Genomic DNA, 21,450 nt, shown 5'->3' with positions numbered 1-21,450 from the left:
CGTGCGAGCCGGTACGGGCGTCGTGGAGGAGTGCTGCCGTGGGTCCTGCTGGTCGTAGCGCGGCCGGGAGGCCGAGCTCGCCGCCGATCCCCAAGCCCTTCAGGACTACCAGGACGACGTGGCACGCGGGGCGATCCCGCCGCTGCCGGTCTGGGCGGGCGAGGCCCTTGACCTCATCACCGACATGCCCTCGGCGGAGGATCTGGTCACCGCGATGGCCACCCAGGCCGAGGGCGCACTGATCCGAGCGGGACGCCGCTGACCCACCAACCGTCAGCGCCGTTCCGGCTCGTACGTCACGTGCCGCGGTGAAACTACGGCGTCGCCCTCGGTCCTGTGCCCCCGCGCCTGCCGGTGATTCGGGCGGGCCTCCAGGGCGGGCGAGGCCGAAATTTGACCGAAAACCTCCGCCCCTAAAGGTAAAAATTTCGGTCTGTCGCTATGCCATGACTCGCATGGACCGTTAACGTTACCGAAACTTTGGTGCGCCTATGACCGAAGTAAGGAGGGATGGGCGAACGCCCTGTCACGATGTTGAACATTCTGTCGTTGTCCTCAGTGGCATCTGCTTTCACCCCCATCACCCGCCTTGGGGCCGGTGTGCTCCAGGCGGGGACGCAGGTCGTCGAGAAGGTCTGCGACTGGGCGGGCGGACTGCCGGCTGCGGTGCTGGCGATGCCCGCACCACTGGTGAACCGTGGCAGGGCCATTCCGCCTGTGGCTCCCTCCGCTACGGGATCTTTTGTGGAAGTACGCCCGCCCGGTCTGGCCACGATGACCGCGGCGTACGAGCGGCGCGGAACCGGTGAGCCGGTGGTCTTGCTGCACGGCCTCGGGTCGAACCGGCAGGCGTGGGACGCGGTGGTGCCGTTGCTGACGGTCGAGCGCGACGTGATCACGGTAGATCTGCCGGGCTTTGGCGAGTCCCCCGATCTGCCCGACGGTCAGCCCCGTGACCTCGCCACCCTGGTGGCTGGGCTGGGCGCGGTGTTCACCGCTCTTGGGCTGGAGCGGCCGCACGTGGTCGGGCATTCCCTGGGCGGGCTGATCGCGTTGCGGCTGGGCCAGGCCGGTCTCGCCCGCAGCGTGACCTCGGTGGCCCCGGCCGGATTCTGGAGCCAGACCGAGCGGTGGTACGCCTTTGCCATACTGACAGCGGCCCGTCAGATAGCGCGCCTGCCGGAGCCGATCACGGCATGGCTCTCGCAGTCGATCCTGGGGCATGCGGTCTTGACCGGCACCCTGTACATGCGTGCTGACCAGTCCGCGCCGGAGGCGGTGGCGGCGTCGTTGCGTGCACTGCGCCAGGCGGTCGCGTTCCAGGCCACCATGCGCGCCGGACGTGCACGGGACCTGTTCGCCGGGGACATTCCCGACGTCCCGGTGACCATTGCCTGGGGCACAGCCGATCGTGTGCTTCCGGCGCGCCAGGCGGCGCGTGCGGCAGCGATGATCCCCATGATGCGGATGGTGTGGCTGCCTGGATGCAGCCATGTGCCGATGAACGACGCGCCCCAGCTGGTCGCGCAGGTCATCCTGCAAGCCACCGCCCCAAGCTCCACCGCCGAGCGGCGTGGCGCGGACTCCAAGCCGGAGATTGCCATCCCCCGCCAGTCGACGGGCATTTCCTCATCGGCCCGCCACGCGCGTTCCGCGGTTGATGGCTACACGGGATCATGAAACTGTGGCATTACCTATGAAAACGCGGATATAGGGCGGGCGCTGGGGCGGCCGATGGCTCGTTCGGCCCGCGACGCGTGCGCACGTCCTGCGCGAATAGGAGGCGGCCGCGGACAGGAAGCGTGCCCACGTCACCCCATCGCGGTCCGCACGTCGGGGTCGGCCAGCCTCGCCGCCTCGAGCGCCTTGGCCACTGTCCAGCCGTCGGTCGGGTCGCGCCGCCGGGTCGCCGGGCCGGACGAGGTCAGCACCCGCATGCCGCAGCCCGCCATCAGCAGATCAGCGGCTCAGACCCGCGATGAGGTTGATGGCAAGGGCGACGATGACCGTGCCGAACAGATACGACAGCAGGGCCTGGCGCAGCACGGCGGAGCGGAACTCGGACGTGCGCAGTTCGGTGTCGGAGACCTGGAAGGTCATCCCGACGGTGAAGGCCAGGTAGGCGAAGTCGGTGAACCGCGGCTGGGTGGCGGGGTCGCTGTGGTGGAAGTCGATGCCCTCACCACCACTGGAGTAGTACAGCAGCGCGTACCGCAGTGTGAAGATCGTGTGCACGACCGCCCACGAGGCGACCACGCTGGCGACTCCAAGCGCCACATGCAGCAGGAGCGCGGTGCGGGTATCGGCCTGCACGATCATGTAGCCGACCGCCGCCAGGCTGGCCACCGCCGAGACGACCACCGCCACGTCCGCACCCGCGCGGGTGGGATCTTCCCGATCGACGTCCGCGGCGGTCGCGGGGCCGTCGAGCCTGGCGATCCGAGTCCACGTGACCGCCAGGAACGCCACTGCCGCCGCGTCCCATCCGATCAACGGCACGTAGTGCAACGGCACGAATGCCGCGGCGACGACCACGGCCAGGAGGCCGGTGGCGGCAGCGGTCAACGCGCTTCGCCGTACCGAGGCGCCGAGCAGCTCTGGTACCCGCCTGTGCAGCATCATCGGGTCGCCCACCCATCCTTCCCACCTGCCGCATTCCACGTTATGCCGTGCCGGAGCGCTCCGTCCGTGCTCGGTGCGGTGGTCGATGAGATGGGACAACGTGGGGAACGACTACAACTTTGCCCTGCCCGCCGGGCACATTCACGGCAAGGACTCGGGGCACCGAGAGCCGCGGCCAGGCCGGCCGCCGACGGTCCGGATCGGTGGTTCCATCGCTGAACGCCGGGCTTCCGTCAACCCGTGGCCGTGTCCACGCGGTGCCCTTCGCTACACGCCTACTCCTGGGTCTCCGGAATGTCGTCGTACCGGACGGGGTCGATCTGGTTCACCGCACCGGTGCCCACGGCCTCGATGATGCCGTCGAGTCCGTTGGCGACCGTCTGAACCAACTGCCCGCGCTGCTTGGCGCCCCAGGTCTGGGTCTGTCCCCGTACCTCGAACAGCACGGTGCCGGAGCCGTTGAGCGCGAACGAGCCCAGCCCGGTGCCCGGCAGGTCGATGTCCTGCGGGTAGAGGGTCAACGAGCCGAACGGCGACTCGCCGCGGACCGACAGGGCGTCGTACGCCGCCAGCGTGAGCTGCTTGGAGTAGTCGAGGCGGTAGCCGCGGTTGTACTCCTGGTGGTTCTCCACGTCGACGAACTTGCCCGACAGCGACATGGTCACCTGATTCTCACCACTCTCGTCGAGGTCACAGGGGCCTTGGTGGTGCAGGTCGAGGTAAGTGTCGACGGCGCCGAACTCCGCCTTCAGCGACTTGTACAGGTCCCTGATGGCCCGCGACTCTGGATGGATGTACCAGCCGGGCTCGGATGAGGAGCCGGGGAAGTCCGCGGCTCGCGGCACGTAGTTCAGGTCCGGGTGGTAGTCCCGGTTGACGTCGAAGCCGGGGCGCGTCGCGTAGTCGTCTCCCGACCGCGGTTCGGTGTAGTAGTTCCAGGCCGGCCGCGCCCCCGCCAGCTGCGGGAAGTCCGCGACGACCTCCGCCCAGGTGCGGTCGTTGCCGCGCCGGTCGAGCTCTGCTCCGTCCGGGTTCATCTTGGGTACGGCGACCAGCGTCACCAGCGACCGCAGGCGCTTGGCCTCCGGCGTGCCGGCTGTCATGGTGCGCAGCAGGGAGAGCACGGCGTCGGTGCCGGTCTTCTCGTTGCCGTGGATCTCGCTGGTGATCAGTACGACCTTGGGCCCGGTGCCGGTCCGCGCGGCCCAGATCTCACGTCCGCGGTTCGACGTACCGACCTGTGTCACGTCAAGGACGTCGGAACGCTGCGACTCGAGCCGCTGGAGCTCTTGGCCCAGCTCGGCGTGGCTCGTCCAGGCGGATGCGCCGGTGTCCCCGGTGGACGTGCCGCAGTGTGCGTTCGCGGGCTGGGCGGCGGCGGGTGGCGCCAGCGGCAGGGTCGAGCCCACCAGGGCCGCCACCGCCAGGCCCACGCCGGCCAGCTTCGGCGCCACGGTGCCGTACGTGGTTCGATTCCTCTTCGTCATGGCGTTGGTCACTCCTCGTCGTCCTGGTCGATCGGCTCGCCGCGGCGCGGAATGGTGTCGGCGACCGCCGGGTCGACGGCGGCGAGGCTGCCGTCGGCGGCGGCCTGGAGCAGGGCGGCCATGGAGGCGTAGGCGGTGCGGATCAGATAGCCACCGGACTTCTGGCCGATGCCGCCGCGCAGCTCGATCAACAGGCTCGCACTGCCTTGCAGGCCGAAGGAGTTGCGCGCGATGCCCGGGAGGGAGTCGCCGGGGTAGAGGCTGACGTTGGCGAAGCCGTACTGCTGCAGCGAGGTGTGCACCACGGCCGCCACCCGCTTGCTGTCGGCGACGACCTGTGGTGCCACCCCGGGGTTGGTGGGCCACAGGACCGAGGTGGTGTCCAGGGAGCCGTCGGGCTGGCGGTAGCTGCCCTGGTGGTGGTAGTCCACGGTGATGTCCGGCCGCCACGAGCGCACCATCCGCTGGATCGCGGCCGCCTCCGGCACCGGGTTGGCCTCGGGGGACATCGCCGGGTCGTGGTAGCGGTTGATGTCGAATCCCACCCCGGGCGCGCAGAAGGCGCCGGAGCAGTCCGGATCGACGTTCTGCCGCTGGAACCGTTCGGTGCCGTCGGGGTTCGCACGCACGACGACGCGAAGCGTCACGTCGTCGAGCACGTCAGTGGCCCATGTGGCCTGTGAAGCGCCGATTCGCTCGAGGAGTTGCAGGGCCGCCTCCGTGCCCAGTGGCTCGTTGCCGTGCTGCTGCGTGATGTAGAGAACCTTGGTCGGTCCGGTGCCGACCGTCGCGGTCCAAATGTCGCGGCGTTCGTGCGTCTTCCCGATCGACTCGACGTCGATCGCGCCCTTGGAGCGCTGTTCCAGGTGTTGCAACGCGGTGGTGAGCTCGTCGTAGGTGTGCAGGCGCTGGAGAGAGACCTGCTGCGCGTCCTGGATCCAGGGACCTCCCGGCGTCGTACGATCGGCGGACGCCGTGGCCGTCCCCCATATCGTGAGGCCCAGGACGGTGGCCAGGACAACTGCTGCCCGTCGTTTCCTTAACACAAAAGGTCTCCTTTTCCGGTGTACGTCTGTCGCGGCGAACACGGTTTCAGGGCGCACTCCACCGCCACTCCAGGTCATGAAGTTCCGGCGCATGAGAAAACCCGATCCCGCCGACATGAAATCGCCCTGGCGGAGGCGAGAGAAAGGGATCAGTGAACGAACACTGCCTGCTCCTTGCGCCGCTGCCGTAGCCGGTGGCCGCTGAATGGATATGGACCCGATAGGGCCGTGAGCGTCGGGGTCACCCCGGCAAGGCGACGCAGAATAAATCGTCCTTCCTTCGTGCTTGCCGCAACACGACCGGCGCCGGTCGCCATGACTCTTGTAACAAACACAAACGAGCATGACAAGTGTCACGCTCGGTGTCCGAATGGGGCCGTACAGTCATCTTCCGGGGCGGCTCTGGGGTGTTCCGCCAGGCGTCGGCACAGGTGAAGGAGGTCGTCTCGGCCGCCACCAACCCCGCCGATCTCCCAACGTCGCGACGCCAGAGAGCTCGGCAAAGGGCAATAACCGTCATGACCATAATGACATTTCGGACATGTCGTTATGGCGTCACCTAGGCCTCCACCTCGCCCATCCGACACAGCCGGCCGACGACGCGCGAGACATGCTGATGAGGCCGCAGCGGCACAGCCGTAATCACCGATCCGATGCCGGCCCACCTCGACGTGCCGAGGACCGCCAAACACCCAGGAAACTGACAGCATTCCAGCCTTGTTCCTGGGCCGGTCGCCGTGGAAACGTCACTGGTGACTTGTCCGCGAGGGATACCGGTTACCCTTGGCGGGCCTGGCTGATTTATGCGAGGAGCAGTAGTGCATCTGCGCAAGCGGTTTCCAGGAAAAGCCGAGGGAAACGCGGGAAGCCCGTCACCGAGATTCATCAGTGCCCGGATGAGCAGGCTGGCCGCCGCTATCGCGGTGGCTTTGACCGCGTCAATCGTCACTATCCCGCCCGCGAGCGCGCTGGCCGCAGAAGGCCCGGGAAACTGCAAGATCCAGGAGGACCCCTCCTGGTCTGGCTGGTCCAGCCATGAGCAGGTCGGCGAAGCGCTGGCGCAGATAGAGCGAACCAGCGGCGGACGCGTCGACGTGGAGGCCGTGGGCCACTCCTCACAAGGGCGGGCGCTGTGGGCGGCCCGCGTCGGGACCGGTGACCGAGTCCTGCTGGTGACGTCGGCGATCCACGGCAACGAGCGCACCGGGACCGAGGCACTTCTCGCGATCCTCAAGGACCTCGGCAGCGGCGGCGACGCGCGGACGAGGCAGCTGCTCGAGGACATCACGCTGGTCGCGATGCCGATGGTCAACCCCGACGGCGGCGAGCTCAACCGGCGCATCAACGTGCTGTCGTGGGCCGACACCGTGGCCGCGTTCCCGCAACTGCAAGGCGCTCCCGCGGCCTGGTACCACAGCCTGCGCGGTGACGGGATCGACCTCCCGGGCTACGACCTCAACCGGGACTTCAACCCCGATCTCGACTACGTGCCGCGGGCCGCGGATCTGCCCGGCAAGGACACCGACGCGGGATTCTTCCTGACTCCGGAATCGCGCGCGATCCGCGATGTGTACGTCGGCCTGCGCCAGGAAAAGGGCGCCGTGGACGCCTACATCGACCTGCACCACATGGGACCGTGCGATCGCCTGACCGGCGGACCCCAGGACGGCGACCTCATCACCTTCTCACTGGACTACCCGCCCCTCGGCGTACAGGACGGCGCCGCCTACAAGGCGCAGTGGCCGGCGCTGGACCAGGACAAGTCACGCCGTTACGCGCTCTCGGTCTACAACGGGCTGATCGAAAAGTACGGCGCGCAGTCGCCCCTCGCAGCCGTCGGCCGCTACTTCCACCCGGACGCGCGCGAGTACGCCGGCCAGGGCCGATCGGCGTTCGCTCTGAACGGCACCGGCACCGTCCTGTTCGAGGTGCGCGGCCAGCAGGACGATCTGGGCCAGAACCACAAGGGCATGTTCGTCGACTCGGTGCGAACCGGGATCGAGTCACTGATGAACGGACTGGCCACCGGCGGCGTCGACACTCTGGACGGTGACGACTTCTTCGGCCTGCCCGACTACGGCTGGGACACCACCGCCGACTGATCCGTCACCCGTTCGGTGCGACACCGCGCAGCCGCAGGACACAATGTGTTCTGCGGCTCCGCCCTTTCGCCGGCCTGCGTAGTAGAGAGGTGTGCGCCTTCCATGTGCCGCGACACGCGAGTGCGGACTCTGCGCGGGCCTTCCCTGGGGGGCTGATCGAGGAGCCGACTTCACCTCGCAAGACCTCGTCATCCTGCTCATGGCCAACGCCGGTGTCATGGCCGCCACCGGCGACGCAGCGGCCAACAGCTGGCGCCGGCTCGTCGGGCACATGTTCCGCGCCTTCGCCTCCGGGGGCGCCCCCATCCCACCGATTCCGGACGCGCCCACGTCTGCCGCCCTCTACCGAGCCGACCTGCGACGGCTGACCGCCGGCACCGCTTCCTACAGCGACAGCAAACTGTGGGTCACCGCTCTCGCGCTCGCCATCGCGTCCCGGTGGAAGGGAACCTCGAGCCATGTGGTCGACCCTGGGTGGGTCCCCACGCGTATGGGCGGCGCCGGCGCACCGGATGACCTGACCGCCGGGCACCAGACACAGGTGTGGCTGGCCACCCACCATGACGTGACCCCGGGCACCGGCGGCTACTGGTACCACCAGCAGGTGCAGACACCACACCCCGCAGCGCAAGACGAAGATTTCCAGGCTCGCCTCATTCAAGTCCTGGAGAGCCACACAGGCGTCCCGCTCGACTGACCGCGACCCTGCACTCAGATCGGAGCGGGTCGTTTGGTCGCCACCTTCGATCTGCGCGCGTGGTCGTCGCGCCAGGACATCGTCGTACGGCGAGCTGGCTGCAACCGCCGCCATAGGCCCGACATACCTCGGACATACCGCCGCGCCCTAACGTCGACAGTGCGTGATGTCGCATTCCGTCAGGAGAAAGGGGTATCGATGCCGCCTACCCAGACACTCGACTTCGATGTGCATGATCTTCCAATGGACGTGTTCGACCTCACCGTCAGCGGGTTGGAGGTGCAAACACTCACGCTGGGCCGCGGCATGGACGTGGTCGCGTCCTGCTGCGGACCCACCCGCTGTTACGTCTGCTGCAGTGGCTGCGGGTGTGCAGATGACCCCTACTCGGTTCCTGACCTCGATGAGGAAGAAGAGTAGCGGATAGTGCCTGCGGGCCGTCTTCGGAGCGAGACGGTCCGCAAGCATGGGCGCGATGGTCATCGAGGGAGGTGAAAGGTGATCGTTCCTCCGTTGATCCGGCTGGCAGGAATGCCGTCGGTCGTTCTACGAGAGCTGCGCTTTCACGAGGTGGGACGGGCCGTGGAGGATCGGCTCGCGCTGCGTCGATGGGTGGAAGCCGAGGGCGGAGCACTGAGCGACGAGCTGTACAAGGTGATCGCAAGCATGGCCGAAGAGCCTGCGAAGCCGCTCCTCGTCGGCCTGCGGCGGGCCTTCTACCAGGTGCGCAAGCCCACCGCGCGCGAGTGGAACCCGGCGACGCGGGAGCTGCTCGGCCGCGACCTCGCCGACCGGGTGCACCGCTGGCTGGCCGCCTGCGACCAGTGGCGCGGCGGCGGGCACAAGCTGGAGGAGCTGATCAGATCGGAGACGGCTGTCAGAGAGTCCCGGCTGCGGGAACTCGCGTCCGCCCCGGCCTTCCGGCGAGCGCTCTTGCAGGCCAGCTCCGCTCTCTCGGCAGACCTGGAGAAATGGCTGGCCGACCCGAGCCGGGACACCCGGCGGCTGGCGCCTGCACTTGCCAAGTACCTGTCCCGGGCCACGGCGAAGACCAGCCCTTTCAGCACGTTCATGGTGGCGGGACTCGGCACATGGACGGATGACGGCGCCGCGGTCCGCCAGTGTGCCGGGGGATTGCGCAGCGCTCGAGGCGTGCTCGAGCTCGGCCATGGCGCGCGGTCAGACCTGCACGCCGCTCTGGTGGCCAGCGAACGGGTACGGCGCGGCATGATCGTCCGCGTCAATCCCAGCGTGGTCGCCGCGGGTGACCGGCTGCGCTTTCTGGGTCATCCCCCGCAGGAGCCGATGATCACGACTGATGGCACACCGGCGATTCGTGCCTGTCTGAAGCTGATCCACGACGAGGGCGTGATCACCTTCGGTGACCTCGCCGGCAAACTGGCGGCGACGGGAAACGCCCAGCCGGCACAGGTCAACGCCTTCCTCGAGCACCTCGTCGAGATCGGCTTGCTGCAGATCGTGCCGCAGCCCGACGGGCAGATCACCACGCCGGGCGAGGTGGGGCACTGGCTGCGGTCGCTGGGTGAGGAGTTCGCGGAGGAGAGTTCACTTCTTCAGGCCGTCAGCGAGGCCGTGCGCTCCGCCGTACCGATCGAGGACGTCGAGCGGCATCAGGGGCGGCTGAGTACGGCACGCCGCGCGCTGGCGAGCCTATCCGTCCATCTGGGGCAGCCGATCGCGCTGAACGGGAGCCTGACCTTCGACGTAGCCGTGACCGCGCGGCCCTTGGCCGAGTGCAGCCGCCGCGCGTGGCGGCCGGTGCTGGCCGACCTGCAGGTCATCCGCCGCTGGCTCGCGTTGTTCAGCGCCGGCCAGGACTTGAAGATCGCTCTGGACACCTGGTGGGGGCAGCGCCCCGGCGCTCATCGACGGATTCCCTTCCTGGACTTCTACCACGAGGTCATGAAAGAGGTCGCCGGCGGTTCTCTGGCGGGGAAGGAGATCGGCCGGCTGTGGCATTCGGCCCGAAGCCGGCGGGCAAGTGCGTTCGGCCGCATCCACGAGTTGCATGCCCTCCGCGATGCCGCCGCCGGTGTTCTGTGGCGGGACGCCGATCCCGATGGGGTCGTCAGCATCGATGCCCGCGAGTTGACCGACGCGGTGGCCGGGTTCCCCCCGTGGCTGGACGATCTGCATTCGGTGGCGGTGTACGGACAACCGCTGATGGACGAGGCCGGCCCCGTGTTCGTGGTCAACAACGTCTTCACCGGATACGGCAAGGGCCACAGCCGCCTGGACCATCTGGTCGGCGATCGCACGGAGCCGTGGGCACAGCCCTCCGGTGACTATCCGGTGTTCGCCGCGCTCGGCGGGTCCCTGGGGACCTCGTTGAATGTCCGGGAGCCCTGTGCGCCGTACGAGATCGCCTATCCGTGGCACGGGGACGTGCGCCCGGGTGTCCGCCGGATCGATCTGCGCGACCTGTGGGTGGAGCGGGATCACGCCCGCGAGCTGCTACGGCTGCGGTCAGGGAGCCTCGACCGGCAGATCTGGCCGCTGCATCTCGGCATGAGCGCCCCGTGGACGCTGCCGCGTGCGGCGCAGTTGCTCGTCAGGGCGTTCGGGGAAGAACCTCCCCTGCCGATCATGAGCATCGCGCCGCGCGGGCACTGGACGGCGCTGCCCGAGGTGAGCGTGATCCCGAGGGCGCGCGTGGGGCGCGTGGTGGTGCGCAGGGCGAGCCGCAAGATGGCGCCGGCGAACGTCCCCGCGCGGCGGGCGGGCGAGCGGATGGCTGAATACATCGTACGGCTGGCCGCATGGCGGAAGGGCTCCGGAATTCCGGAAAGGTGCTTTGTGAAAGGCCTCGCCAGAAAGCGTTCCTTCGCCCGGTCGAGCGAGCACAAGCCGCTCTACATGGATTTCGCCAACCCCTTCCTCCTGCAGGCCTTCACCGAGTTCCTGCGACAGCCGCACGACGCGGTCGTCTTCGAGGAGGCGCTGCCCGATCCGATGTCGGCGCACGAGAACTACGGCGGGGCCCACGTCATGGAGATGGTGATCGATGTCGCGGCGTGGAGCGCTTGACATGGGCCACGACGAGTGGGTGAGCGCGCACATTTTCTACCACGGCGATCAGGATCCCGTGATCGTCTATCTGATTCGCCTGATCGTGGAGGAACTGGCGGACGGGGGAGCTCGCCCGGACTTCTTCTTTCTCCGTTACTGGGAGGGAGGACCGCACGTGCGCCTGCGCGTGCGCGCGGAGCCGCGCGACTACGACCGGGTCCGCCGCGTCATCGAGGCGAGGTGCCGCACCTTCTTCCGCTCCTGCCCGTCTGCCGACGCGATTCGTCAGGAGGAATACGAGAAGACAGCCGCTCTGCTGGCCCGTGGGGAGGGGATGACGGACTTCGCTCGCGAACTGGCGCCGAACAACTCCGTATCGTTCATCCCTTACCGCAGGGAATACCCGCGCTACGGGCGAGCCGCGATGGCGGCGGTGGAAGCGCACTTTGTGGATTCCAGCAGGATCGTCCTGAACATGCTCTCGGAAGGGGCCACCCCCAAACAGCGGGTCACCGCCGTCGTGGCGATGTACCTCATCGCCTGGCTTCGGCTCGGGAGAACAGCTGAGATCGCGCCGCTGGATGCGGATTATGCCGACCTCTTTGCGCGGCAACGTGACGTGCTGCTTCCGCTGGGCCGGCGCATGCGCGCGCTCGTCGACCATACGCATCAGATATCGCTGGACGACGGCCTGGCGGGCTGGTCACGGACGATGGCGAGGCTGCGGGAGGCCTTGGAGGCAGACCGCCGGCGACTACCCGGGGTGATGACGACGTGCGCACACCTCGCGGCGAACCGCCTGGGCGTGGATCTTGTCTCCGAACGGTATGCCTCCTCCTTGGCCGCGCGAACCGTCCTGGAACTGTGTGAGGAAGAGCAGCTGGCATGACGTCACAGATCGAGGAAAGCGTCAGGATTCGACCAGGTGTGGCCGGGGGTGTCGCTCCCGACAAGTCCTACTACCTGCTCAGCTGGCCGTACAGCACGGGGCTTGGCCGCTTGAGCACGGAGCAGCAGGCATTGCTGCATCGGCTGAGTCAAGCGTCCGTCCCCGTGAAAGAGCTGGCGGAGCTGGATTTCGAAGCCCACCTGAGCCTGCTGCGGGTCGGCGGATGGCTGCACGTCACCGTGACCTGCGACGGGCGGGACCTCTACACCGTGGAACCGGAGGGTCCCGAGGACTCCCGCGTCGGCGAGACGCCTGCGGACCTTGCGCTGTCGCGGTTCGCGATCGCCCGCAGGGACGGAACTGGGGTGGTCCTGGAGTCCCCGCGTTCATGGTGTCGTGTGCGGCTGCATGACTCCCGTGCCCTGGCCTGGCTCGGACCGTCGCGGCTGGCCGATGATGACGTCCCGGCCCTCCGCAGACTCCGCCGCGACCTGTGGGCCTGCGGCTTGGCGGTCCTCCAGGCCGACGACGAGGACGATCGGCTGTCGACATCTCAGTGGCAGCCGCACGAGCTGTGGTTTCATCATCGCAGCCGCACCCACCTGCCCGAGGTCCCGCACGGCAAGAGCGCGTGGGCGGCTGGGAGATTCGCCGCGCCGGCGGCGCATCGCGAGCCGTTCGACGGCGAGGTTGTCGATCTCGCCCGGCCTGACCTGAGTCGCCTGCGTGCCGGCGACCCCAGCCTGACCGCCGCGCTGGAGCAGCGGCGCTCGATCCGCAGGCACGACGACGCGAACCCGCTGACCGCAGCGGAACTCGGAGAGTTCCTCTACCGTTGCGCGCGAAACCGGGATGTCTACCGCAGCAACGGCGTCGACCACGTGAGCCGGCCCTATCCCGCCGGCGGAGCCATGCACGAACTGGAGATCTACCCGGTGATCTGGAAGGTCTCCGGGCTCGAGCAGGGGCTTTATCACTACGATCCGCAGCACCATCGGCTGGAACGGATCTGCGGAGCCACACTCGAGGTGCGGCGGCTCCTGCGCGCCGCTGCCGCGTCGGCGGCGGCCGACCAGGAGCCCCAGGTGCTCCTGGTGATCGCGGCGCGGTTCGGGCGGGTCATGTGGAGCTACCAGTCGATGGCCTATTCGCTGATCATGAAGCACGTCGGTGTCCTCTTCCAGACGATGTACCTGGTGGCAACCGCGATGGGGCTGGCGCCCTGTGCGCTGGGCGGAGGGGACGCCGCCGCGTTCGCCGCGGCCACCCGCCTGGACGCAATGGAAGAAGGCACGGTGGGCGAATTCGCGCTCGGCTCCGTTGTCCGGGGGGCAGGACGGTGAGGCTGCGGTTGCGGTTGCGGTTGCGCGACGACGTCTACATGGCCGCGACCGACGACGGCGTTCGTGTTCTCACGCATCGCGGACTGGCGCGCATCGACGGGACATCGATTGGGGAGTGGATCGAACGGCTGACGCCGTTTCTCGATGGCGGGTACACGATTGAGGACCTGACCGCTGGGTTACCGCCCGATAGAGGGGAAGCGGTGAAGCGGGTCATCGAGCTCCTGCGGACCTGTGACGCAGTCCAGGAGGTACCACAGCGGGATGACGACCGGGAAGCCCGCTACCTCGAACGCGCCGTGGTGATCGCGGGCGTCGAGCCGATGCTGGAGCCGCTGGTCCGGGCCGCGTCGGTGTCCGGCTTGCGGAACATCACGGTGATGAGACCGGATGCCTTCGATCCGCCCGAGGGCACCGAAATAGTGTTCTACGCTGGCGACGGGCTGACGGCCCTGCCGCTGCAGCGTGCCTGCGCTCAGCGCGCGATTCCGCTCGCCCTGATGGTGCACACCGGTGATGCCATCTGGCTCCTCCCGCCCGGGACACCGGGGTGGGACCACGCCAGACGCCGCATGGGCGCCGCGGCGGCGCAGGCCGGCACACCACCGGTGGGAGCGGCCGCACTCCTGGTCCATGCCGTCTTCCGCGCGCTGACGGGCGCCATGCCGCCCGCCGAACGCGGACGCCTCGTCCGGATCGAGCAGGGCACGTGGACGCGCACGTCGCACTCATGCCTGCCCCATCCCTTCGCTCGAACGGCATCCGTACGCTCGCGCGAGGAGTTCCTTCAGCAGGTGCGGGACCTCTTGGCGGGCGAGCCCTTCGACCACGCGTCGTTCCTGCGCAGGATCGCACCCTGTAACGACGAGTACCTGGGAGTCTTCACCCTCACCGAGGTAGAAGAGCCGCAGATACCGCTGAACCTCTGCCGTGCCGTACTGCCGGATGGGGAAGCCGAGATCGGCGCCGGGTTCGGCCATGACGCCGCGCGCCGCGACGCCGTGCGCAAGGTGCTGGCCGTCTACGGAGCGCGCACGGTGGATCCCCGGCGGCTGGCCGGATCCGACGGACGTCCGCTGATGGACGCCCAGGCCGATCCCGACGCCCGTCCGAAGCGGTCGCGGACGGCCTTCCAACGCGGTTACGTCTGGGGATACGAGATCGACGACCCGGAGAAGGCGCGGTTGCTGCCGGCCGCCGACGTGTTCGGGAGGGACCGGGCCGGGCTCGCGGCCGGTGATGACTGGGAGCGCGCCGTCGGCCGGGGGCTGGCCGATCAGTGCCTGCAGATGACCATGGCCGGCCTTGCATCGCGATCCGAGCCGTTTCCCCGGATCGACGTCACAGCGGTCGATCTGCACGAGGAGGGCCGGAGATGCCGGGACATCCTCACCCGGCTCGATGGGCTGCCTGAGGTGTACGACCTCACCGGTCCACTCGGTGTCCCGACCTTCGCATGTTGCTCCGGGGAGGTCACGATCGGCTACTTCACCGACCTGGATCCGGCTGAGGCACTCGGGGAGGGGCTGAGGTCCGCGCTACTGCGCCTGCAATCCACCGGGTACGGCGAAGCGGAACCGCTGCCCGATCGGCTCCGTGGCCCATGGCGACGGACCTCGACTCCGGCCACAGACATGACAGCGGTGGTGTCGCGGCTACGTGCCCGGAGGCGTGTGGCGATAGCCATACCTCTCGATCATGATCCGGAAGTAGCCGCGATCATGCCGTATCTGACACGGGTGGTGGTGCGTGATGCGTGAGGTGGCGCTTGTCGGGATCGGGATGATACGCGATGCGATCGCCGCGGAACTCGCGGACGGCTGGCACGTCAGCTGTCACGACATGGCACCGGTATCCGGCCGTCCGTGTCTGCTGATCGCGGCTGACGACAGCTGGAACACCGCTCGCACGGCGGAGATGCGGGCGGCCGCCACCGCACTGGCGGCGCCCTGGCTGCGCGTCCGCGTGGAGCTTGGTCAGGTAGTGATCGGCCCCCTGGAAACCCCGGGCCAGGCGGGATGCGTGTCCTGCGCCGAGCGGCGACGGCGCCGCGTCCGTGCCGACCAGGAGGGGCATCGGGCCATCTGGCGGCGGCATGGCCAGGTGCTGCGTGAGCGCCCGTCGTCATGGCTCACCCGGTTGAGCGCCGCACTAGTGGCGGAACTCGTCGCAGCGGAGGCGGCGCTGCTGTCCGAGGGCGGCTCCCCCCACACCCGCCAGGCATTCTTCCGGGTGAATCTGGAACGCCTCGACGTCAGCTTGCACCCGTTTCTGCCCGATTCGTTCTGCGGCATCTGCGGCGACGCGCCGGCAGACACCGCCCAGCTGGCCGACCTGGTCCTGGAACCCCGGCAGATGTATCGCGAGGGGAGTTTCCGAACGCGAGACGTCGCCGAAGACCTGGAAGAGCTGTACGTCGACGCCGAATGCGGCTTGATCGGCTCGATCTCGGAGTGGACGGCAGGCGGACTGGCCGTCACATCGGCCACGGTGGGTGGGCGCGGCGGGGGCGAGGTGGTCGGCTACGGGCGGGCGGAGACCCGCGCCGCCAGCAGGCGCATCGCCGTGCTGGAAGGGCTCGAGCGGTACGGCGGAGCTCCGGGCGCCCGCAGGCCGACAGTGCGCGCGAGCTTCGCCGAGGTCGCCGATCACGCACTCGATCCGCGAACTCTCGGCCTCTACCCCCCGGAACGGTACCGCTTGCCCGGCTTCCGGTATCGGCCATTCGACGTGAACGAGACCTACACCTGGGTGTGGGGATACTCCTTCGCACGGGAAGCTCCGATCTTGGTGCCAGAGGCCTGCGCCTACTACCAGCACGGGTACGGGCACGAGCACGAGCTGATCTACGAGATCTCCAACGGATGCGCGCTCGGCGGCTCGCTGGAAGAGGCGATCCTGCACGGCATTCTGGAGGTCGCCGAGCGGGATGCCTTCCTGCTGACCTGGTACTGCAGGATGCCCGCTCCGCGCATCGAGCTGGCCGCGGCCGCCGATCACCGGCTGCAGCTGCGGCATGCGTCGCTGGAGGCGGAGACCGGGTATGCCGTCTCCTTCTACGACATCAGCGTCGAGCAGCGGATCCCCTGCGTATGGGCCATGGCCGTGAACCCTCGCGACGACGGCCGTCCGGCGACGATCTCCGCAGCCGGGTCCAGCCCGGATCCCGAACGCGCCATGGCCAACGCGCTGGCGGAAGTCGCGTCCAGCATCGTTCCCGTGGCCGATCTGTACGCCCGGAACGCGGATCGGGCGCGGCAGATGGTGGCCGATCCCCGGCTCGTCGAGGAGATGGACGATCATGCCCTGCTCTACGCGCATCCAGCCGCGGCGCGGCGGCTCAGCTTCCTGACCGAATCGTCCGGACGCCGCAAGCCGGCTGACATCGCAGTCCCGGAAGCCTTCACCGGTACCGATCTGACGGGCGTTCTCACCGATACGGTCCAGCGTTACTTGGACACCGGGCTCGATGTGATCGTGATCGAGCAGACCGGCTCCGAGCACCGGGCCGGCGGGTTCGCCTGCGTGAAGGTACTGATTCCCGGCACTTTGTCTATGACCTTCGGGCACGACAACCGCCGGGTGGACGACCTGCCGCGGCTGCTGACCGTGCCGCGGCTGCTCGGTTACCGCGACCGGGATATGACGCCCGAAGAGCTCAACTCCGACCCGCACCCCTTCCCATGACGGCCGCGTTCGTGGTCCGGCGCATGCTGACGTGGTTTCGTCCCCATCGGTGGCGCGTGGTGACCTCCCTGCTCATCGTGGTGATCTCCGTGCCGTTGGGGGTTGTCAATCCGCTGCTGACCCGCACGGTCATCGATCAAGGCCTGCTCCGCGGCGACGTCACGCTGCTGACGCTGTTGTGCGCGCTCATGGTCGTGCTGGGGATCGCGAACAGCGCTCTGGCCGTCGGCAACGTGGCACTCACCAACAGCATCGGTCAGCGGGTGACAGCCACGCTGCGCGCCTCCGTGTACGGCCGCGCCCAGGCACAGGAGTTGGACTTCTATACCGAGGAAAGCAACGCTGAGGTGCAGGCCCGGCTCGTCAGCGACATCGACGGAGTTGATCGGTTCGTCACCAACACCATGCAGCAGGCGCTGGCCTCTTCGACCGCGCTGGCCGCCGCGGGTATCGCGATGCTGGTGCTGAGCTGGCCGCTGGCCCTGCTCTCCTTCGCCTTGGCGTACGTGCTGGCGCTGCTCAACCACCGCTTCGCAAAGAGGCGACAGGACCTGGCCCGGCAGCGGCAGCGGCACATCACCTCGGTACTGCGTTTCGCCGCCGAGGACCTCAATCTGGGTGGGATCATCCTGGGCAGGACGCTGCACCGCACGAGGTGGCAGCGCGAAAGATTCACCGACGTGTGCCGACAGCTGAGTGAGATCACAGTTCGGCAGCGCGTGGTCGGCGCGACCGCCTATGTGATCACCGGCGTGTCGTTCGCCTGTGTCCCGCCCCTGGTGTTCTGGCTGTCCGGTACATCGGTCACCGGGCTGAGCATCGGAACCGTGATCGTCATGGTGATGCTGCAGCTACAGCTGTCCCAGCCCATCCAAGCGCTGCTCCAGTTGTCCAGCGGCCTCCACGTCTCGCTGGCCAAGTTCGAGCGCGTCATCGAGTACCTGGACATGCCGGCGCCAATGGCCGTGGACGGCGGCTCGGCCGTCCTCGCTCCGAGCGCCGGGGTCAGCGTGACCCTGCGCGATGTGGGCCACTCCTACGGCGCCGGCGGGCGTACCGTGCTCAGCGGGATAGACCTGGAACTGCCTGCCGGATCGGTGACGGTCGTGCGCGGGCGCACGGGATCGGGCAAGAGCACGCTGGGGTTGGTCATGGCCGGCCTCCTCCGTCCGGCCGCGGGAACCGTCCACGTCGATGGCGCCGGCGGTGCGGAACTGCGCGATGTGGCCACGATCGTCCCGCAGCACACCACCCTGTTCGACGCATCGATCCGGGAGAACCTGATGTTCGCCCGCGACGACGTGACGGAGGAGGACATCGCCCGGGCGATCGCCGCCGTCCGGCTGGACGATCTGGTGGCGAAGCTGCCGTGCGGCCTCGACACCCCCATCGGCGTGGAGGGGCATCAACTGTCCGGCGGCGAGCGTCAACGACTGGCGGTGGCCAGGGCGCTGCTTGCCAGGTGGCAAGTACTCATCGTCGACGAGATCACCAGCGCCCTCGACGGCGTCACCTCGGACGAGGTCTACGACGGCCTTCGAGCGTACTGCCAGGGGAGAACTCTGGTGATCATCGCGCACCGGCTTCCGCGCATCCAGCCCACAGACCGCGTGGTGGCGATGGAACAAGGACGCATCATCGAGAGGTGCCGGGCATGAAGGACGTTTCGATCATGAGGTGGTGGCCAGCCGGTCGGAATGCGGGGCTTCTTACAGAAGGACATCTCGAAGAGCTCGGCGGAGGTCTTCAGGCGGTGGCCCCCGTCGCCCTTGATGTTGTTTCACCGCTGACTGAAAGGAAGTAGCGTGAAGATTTTCACCCAAGCAGGCGTGCTCTGCTTCATGCTCGTCGCCACGGTTCTTCCCGTGACCGCGGCCCATGGTGCGACGGCGCCGCCTGCCGCGTCGTCCCTGTCCACGCCGATGTGCCCGGAAGAGGCCCCCGAGGGTGGGGAGTACGTGAGGACCGTCTACGCGTGGCCGCCCTACGATGTCTACCGAGTCCCGGAGCCTGGTGGAACCTATAGAACTGTCAACGTGTACTGCAGATGACCCGTGTGCCGGGGAACGTGTTTCACGCTCCCCGGCACATAATGAGCAGCCACTCCGAAACGGATCGAGCCGCGCGGTGCCGACGGAGTCCGCTCCCAGCATCCGCTGAAGGCCTTTCCAACTGACGGCACCGGAGATCACTACGGCGAAGTTTGTCAACGTTTGTGGCTATTGAGGCGCCTAGTGAGTTCTCACCTTTGGTCGTGGTCGTCGAATTTGCGGGTGTCGCGTGGCTGAACGTAGGGCTCTTGCTCTTCGGGGTGTCCGCCGGCGATGGCGCGGCCGCGTTCGAGTTCGGCGTTGAGTTCGGCGCCCAGCAGGATGGCGATGTTGGTGATCCACAACCACACCAGGAAGATGATCACTCCGGCGAGGCTGCCGTAGGTCTTGTTGTAGGAGCCGAAGTTGGCGACGTAGAAGGCGAAGCCGGCGGAGGCGACCAGCCATATGGCCAAGGCGAGGACGCCGCCGGCGGTGACCCATCGAAATCCGCGCTTGGCGTTGGGTGAGGCCCAGTACAACAGCGCGAACAGGAAGCTGATGACCAGCAGCAGGATCGGCCACTTGGCGATGTTCCATGCGGTGACCGCGGCTGAGCCGAGTCCGAGGATGCCACCGACGCGCTGGGCCAGCGGCCCGGAGATCACGACGGCGATGGCGCTGGCCGACAGCAGCACCAGGGTGAGCAGGGTGACGGCGATCCGCAGCGGGATCGTTTTCCAGACGGGCCGGCCTTCGGGGACGTCGTAGATGGCGTTGGAGGCGCGCATGAACGCCCCCACATATCCCGACGCCGACCACAGGGCGACGGCCAGACCGGCAAGAGCCATCAGGCCCGCGCCGCCCTGCCCGCGCTGCAGTTCTGTGAGCGCGTTGGTGAGCACCTGCTTGACCGCCCCGGGCGCCAGGTCCCCCACGTTGGTGATCAATGATTGCGACACCGACGTGCCGCCCACACCGACCAGGGAAACGACCACCAGCATCGCCGGGAAGATCGACAGCACGCCGTAGTAGGTGAGCGCGGCCGCCCAGTCCGACAGGTTGTCGTCCTTGAACTCGACGAAGGTGCGCTTGACCGCACCCCACCACGAGGTTTTCGGCAGCTCGGTCGGCGTATCCGGGGCGTCGCCGCCGGCCGGTCTGCCCGGCCGGTCGGCGGCGTTGGGGCGCTTGCTCATGACTGTGCGCTTTCGCGGGCTTTACGCCGGTCGTCGCCCGGCCGGCGTCCGGTCGTCTTGCGCACATTAGCTGCGCCGGCGCATTGAACAGCGGCCTTCCCCAGCCCGAAGAGGGTCCCCTGCAGCATGGCGGCTCACCCCACTCCGGCGTGTCGGCGGGCCCGGCGCCGGCGCAGCCGCCCGAGCACGAGCAGGACGATCGCCGCGGCTGCTGCCCCCTGAGCCCTGGGTGTGGCGGCCAGTGACGCGGCGGCATGGCGTGCCTTGGCGGCCAGGTCGGCGGTCATGACCGTGCCGGCGAGGTCGGTGGCCTTGTGGCGCACCTGGGCGCTGCTTTGCCGAGCGGTGTGCACCGCTCGCTGCCAGGGGCTCTGCCGACGGGCGCGGCGGCGGCGCAGCCACGCCGCGCCGGCGACGGCCCCTGCGGCGGCGATGCCGGTGGCGGCGGCACCGCGACGCATCGTCGGCGTGGTGTCGGAGGTGATCGCTCGAGCCTTGGCCGTGAACTCGCCGGCCTTGGTCCGGGCTTGGGTTCCGGCCTGCCGGGCCCGTGCGCCCAGGTTCGCCTTGACCTGCTCGGTCTTGTCCTTGGCGCGGGTCTTGACGTCGGCCTTGGCGGCCAGTGCCTCCACGGTTTCGGCCAGATGCTCGCGCGTCTGGTCGATATCGGTACGCAGTTCCTCGCGGGAGTCGGCCGGCTCATCTTTCTGAAGCGGCCTGGCTGTGGTCGGCTCGCCGGTGATGTGAGATCCGCTGGTGGTCATCGTCGTGCTCTTTCCTTGATCTCAGTCACGTCTTGCCTGGTGCTGTCGATCGCCTGCTCGGGCAGCGGCGGCATCGCGTGGGTGACCTGTGTGCGGCCGGTCAGGCCCAGCACCGCCGCCACGGCCAGCAGCACCACAGCGGCGATCAGCGCCGCCACCCACGCCGGCATGACCAGCGTCAAAGCGGCGATCACCGCAGCCAGCAGGGCGGCCGCGCCGTAGAGCGCGACCAGAGCGGCCGCGCCCAGCAACCCGGCCCCCAGGCCGGCGTACCGGCCCTTGTCCTTCATCTCGGCGGCCGCCAGCCGTATCTCCTGGCGCACCAGCACCGAGACCTGCTCGGAAGCCTGTTTGATCAGCTCACTGACCGGCGGCGACTCCTGCTTCCGGACAGTCCCGGGCCCGCCGTCGGCAGGCGGCTGCACCGTACTCATCGCCGCTCCTCTCCTTGCGGTCGGGATTTGGCGCCTTTTCGCACCACTGCCCTCAATCGCCTACAGCATGTGGCGATCAGGACGACAGCTCCCGCACGCTCATGAGCGCGGATTCAGTGC

The 21,450-nt window shown here is 68.3% G+C and carries 19 protein-coding genes; 12 read left to right on the top strand and 7 right to left on the bottom strand.

Annotated elements, in window-relative coordinates; translation table 11 throughout:
* The first annotated feature begins 118 nt into the window (after window positions 1-118).
* Complete coding sequence (locus tag EDD27_RS38070) at window positions 119-262, top strand: hypothetical protein (protein ID WP_206641832.1); 144 nt, start codon at window positions 119-121, stop codon at window positions 260-262.
* Window positions 263-510: 248 nt separating this feature from the next.
* Window positions 511-1,680, top strand: coding sequence for an alpha/beta fold hydrolase (locus tag EDD27_RS38065; RefSeq protein WP_206641831.1), 1,170 nt, complete (start codon window positions 511-513; stop codon window positions 1,678-1,680).
* Between the two features lie 131 nt (window positions 1,681-1,811).
* Here the strand turns inward: EDD27_RS38065 and EDD27_RS58015 are convergent, their stop codons facing one another.
* The 4 genes from EDD27_RS58015 to EDD27_RS38050 form a co-directional block, all read right to left on the bottom strand.
* Window positions 1,812-1,937, bottom strand: a complete 126-nt coding sequence (locus EDD27_RS58015; RefSeq protein WP_277750781.1) for a hypothetical protein — start codon at window positions 1,935-1,937, stop codon at window positions 1,812-1,814.
* Between the two features lie 22 nt (window positions 1,938-1,959).
* Complete coding sequence (locus EDD27_RS38060) at window positions 1,960-2,622, bottom strand: DUF1345 domain-containing protein (protein WP_127936691.1); 663 nt, start codon at window positions 2,620-2,622, stop codon at window positions 1,960-1,962.
* 275 nt (window positions 2,623-2,897) lie between these two features.
* Entirely contained in the window at window positions 2,898-4,109 is a 1,212-nt protein-coding gene (locus EDD27_RS38055; protein WP_127936690.1) for a M14 family zinc carboxypeptidase, read from the bottom strand.
* 8 nt (window positions 4,110-4,117) lie between these two features.
* Entirely contained in the window at window positions 4,118-5,155 is a 1,038-nt protein-coding gene (locus EDD27_RS38050; protein WP_164903977.1) for a M14 family zinc carboxypeptidase, read from the bottom strand.
* Between the two features lie 896 nt (window positions 5,156-6,051).
* On the opposite strand from EDD27_RS38050, the gene EDD27_RS38045 reads away from it, so the two are divergent.
* The 10 genes from EDD27_RS38045 (at window position 6,052) to EDD27_RS54840 (ending at window position 18,954) form a co-directional block, all read left to right on the top strand.
* Complete coding sequence (locus EDD27_RS38045; protein WP_127936688.1) at window positions 6,052-7,257, top strand: M14 family zinc carboxypeptidase; 1,206 nt, start codon at window positions 6,052-6,054, stop codon at window positions 7,255-7,257.
* Between the two features lie 199 nt (window positions 7,258-7,456).
* The gene (locus tag EDD27_RS38040) at window positions 7,457-7,954 is read left to right on the top strand and encodes a Rossmann-fold NAD(P)-binding domain-containing protein (RefSeq protein WP_206641830.1); all 498 of its coding nucleotides are present in this window, start codon (window positions 7,457-7,459) and stop codon (window positions 7,952-7,954) included.
* A gap of 198 nt (window positions 7,955-8,152) precedes the next feature.
* Window positions 8,153-8,374, top strand: coding sequence for a thiomuracin/GE37468 family thiazolyl RiPP peptide (locus EDD27_RS38035; protein ID WP_127936687.1), 222 nt, complete (start codon window positions 8,153-8,155; stop codon window positions 8,372-8,374).
* 78 nt (window positions 8,375-8,452) lie between these two features.
* Window positions 8,453-11,002, top strand: a complete 2,550-nt coding sequence (locus EDD27_RS38030) for a lantibiotic dehydratase (RefSeq protein WP_127936686.1) — start codon at window positions 8,453-8,455, stop codon at window positions 11,000-11,002.
* 1 nt (window position 11,003) lies between these two features.
* Window positions 11,004-11,873, top strand: a complete 870-nt coding sequence (locus tag EDD27_RS38025) for a thiopeptide-type bacteriocin biosynthesis protein (protein ID WP_164903976.1) — start codon at window positions 11,004-11,006, stop codon at window positions 11,871-11,873.
* Window positions 11,870-13,216, top strand: a complete 1,347-nt coding sequence (locus tag EDD27_RS38020) for a SagB family peptide dehydrogenase (RefSeq protein WP_127936684.1) — start codon at window positions 11,870-11,872, stop codon at window positions 13,214-13,216. Before EDD27_RS38025 ends, EDD27_RS38020 begins: the two co-directional genes overlap by 4 nt.
* Before the next feature lie 20 nt (window positions 13,217-13,236).
* Window positions 13,237-14,976: a YcaO-like family protein gene (locus EDD27_RS38015; protein WP_127936683.1), complete on the top strand. Its 1,740-nt coding sequence runs from the start codon at window positions 13,237-13,239 to the stop codon at window positions 14,974-14,976.
* Window positions 14,977-15,058: 82 nt separating this feature from the next.
* Complete coding sequence (locus tag EDD27_RS38010; protein WP_164903975.1) at window positions 15,059-16,903, top strand: TOMM precursor leader peptide-binding protein; 1,845 nt, start codon at window positions 15,059-15,061, stop codon at window positions 16,901-16,903.
* Window positions 16,900-18,561 (top strand): ABC transporter ATP-binding protein, encoded by a 1,662-nt coding sequence (locus EDD27_RS38005; protein ID WP_127936681.1) that lies wholly within the window; start codon window positions 16,900-16,902, stop codon window positions 18,559-18,561. The genes EDD27_RS38010 and EDD27_RS38005 overlap by 4 nt, the downstream gene beginning before the upstream one ends.
* 147 nt (window positions 18,562-18,708) lie before the next feature.
* Window positions 18,709-18,954, top strand: coding sequence for a hypothetical protein (locus EDD27_RS54840; protein WP_164903974.1), 246 nt, complete (start codon window positions 18,709-18,711; stop codon window positions 18,952-18,954).
* A 191-nt stretch (window positions 18,955-19,145) separates the two neighbouring features.
* Here the strand turns inward: EDD27_RS54840 and EDD27_RS38000 are convergent, their stop codons facing one another.
* From EDD27_RS38000 to EDD27_RS37990, 3 genes are all read right to left on the bottom strand, one after another.
* Complete coding sequence (locus EDD27_RS38000; RefSeq protein WP_127936680.1) at window positions 19,146-20,132, bottom strand: YihY/virulence factor BrkB family protein; 987 nt, start codon at window positions 20,130-20,132, stop codon at window positions 19,146-19,148.
* A gap of 134 nt (window positions 20,133-20,266) precedes the next feature.
* Complete coding sequence (locus EDD27_RS37995) at window positions 20,267-20,896, bottom strand: DUF3618 domain-containing protein (protein ID WP_127936679.1); 630 nt, start codon at window positions 20,894-20,896, stop codon at window positions 20,267-20,269.
* Window positions 20,893-21,330: a phage holin family protein gene (locus EDD27_RS37990; protein ID WP_127936678.1), complete on the bottom strand. Its 438-nt coding sequence runs from the start codon at window positions 21,328-21,330 to the stop codon at window positions 20,893-20,895. The genes EDD27_RS37995 and EDD27_RS37990 overlap by 4 nt, the downstream gene beginning before the upstream one ends.
* Window positions 21,331-21,450: the final 120 nt, after the last annotated feature.

The organism is Nonomuraea polychroma, assembly GCF_004011505.1.
In the GTDB taxonomy this organism is placed as follows: domain Bacteria; phylum Actinomycetota; class Actinomycetes; order Streptosporangiales; family Streptosporangiaceae; genus Nonomuraea; species Nonomuraea polychroma.
Note: the sequence above shows the minus strand (reverse complement) of the source record. Positions and strands in the feature narration are given on the sequence as shown.

Coding starts and splice junctions, on each gene's coding strand:
- EDD27_RS38065 (WP_206641831.1), top strand. CDS start 511: ATGGGCGAACGCCCTGTCACGATGTTGAACATTCTGTCGTTGTCCTCA.
- EDD27_RS58015 (WP_277750781.1), bottom strand. CDS start 1,937: ATGCGGGTGCTGACCTCGTCCGGCCCGGCGACCCGGCGGCGCGACCCG.
- EDD27_RS38060 (WP_127936691.1), bottom strand. CDS start 2,622: ATGATGCTGCACAGGCGGGTACCAGAGCTGCTCGGCGCCTCGGTACGG.
- EDD27_RS38055 (WP_127936690.1), bottom strand. CDS start 4,109: ATGACGAAGAGGAATCGAACCACGTACGGCACCGTGGCGCCGAAGCTG.
- EDD27_RS38045 (WP_127936688.1), top strand. CDS start 6,052: ATGAGCAGGCTGGCCGCCGCTATCGCGGTGGCTTTGACCGCGTCAATC.
- EDD27_RS38040 (WP_206641830.1), top strand. CDS start 7,457: ATGGCCAACGCCGGTGTCATGGCCGCCACCGGCGACGCAGCGGCCAAC.
- EDD27_RS38035 (WP_127936687.1), top strand. CDS start 8,153: ATGCCGCCTACCCAGACACTCGACTTCGATGTGCATGATCTTCCAATG.
- EDD27_RS38025 (WP_164903976.1), top strand. CDS start 11,004: ATGGGCCACGACGAGTGGGTGAGCGCGCACATTTTCTACCACGGCGAT.
- EDD27_RS38020 (WP_127936684.1), top strand. CDS start 11,870: ATGACGTCACAGATCGAGGAAAGCGTCAGGATTCGACCAGGTGTGGCC.
- EDD27_RS38010 (WP_164903975.1), top strand. CDS start 15,059: ATGGCACCGGTATCCGGCCGTCCGTGTCTGCTGATCGCGGCTGACGAC.
- EDD27_RS38005 (WP_127936681.1), top strand. CDS start 16,900: ATGACGGCCGCGTTCGTGGTCCGGCGCATGCTGACGTGGTTTCGTCCC.
- EDD27_RS38000 (WP_127936680.1), bottom strand. CDS start 20,132: ATGAGCAAGCGCCCCAACGCCGCCGACCGGCCGGGCAGACCGGCCGGC.
- EDD27_RS37995 (WP_127936679.1), bottom strand. CDS start 20,896: ATGACCACCAGCGGATCTCACATCACCGGCGAGCCGACCACAGCCAGG.
- EDD27_RS37990 (WP_127936678.1), bottom strand. CDS start 21,330: ATGAGTACGGTGCAGCCGCCTGCCGACGGCGGGCCCGGGACTGTCCGG.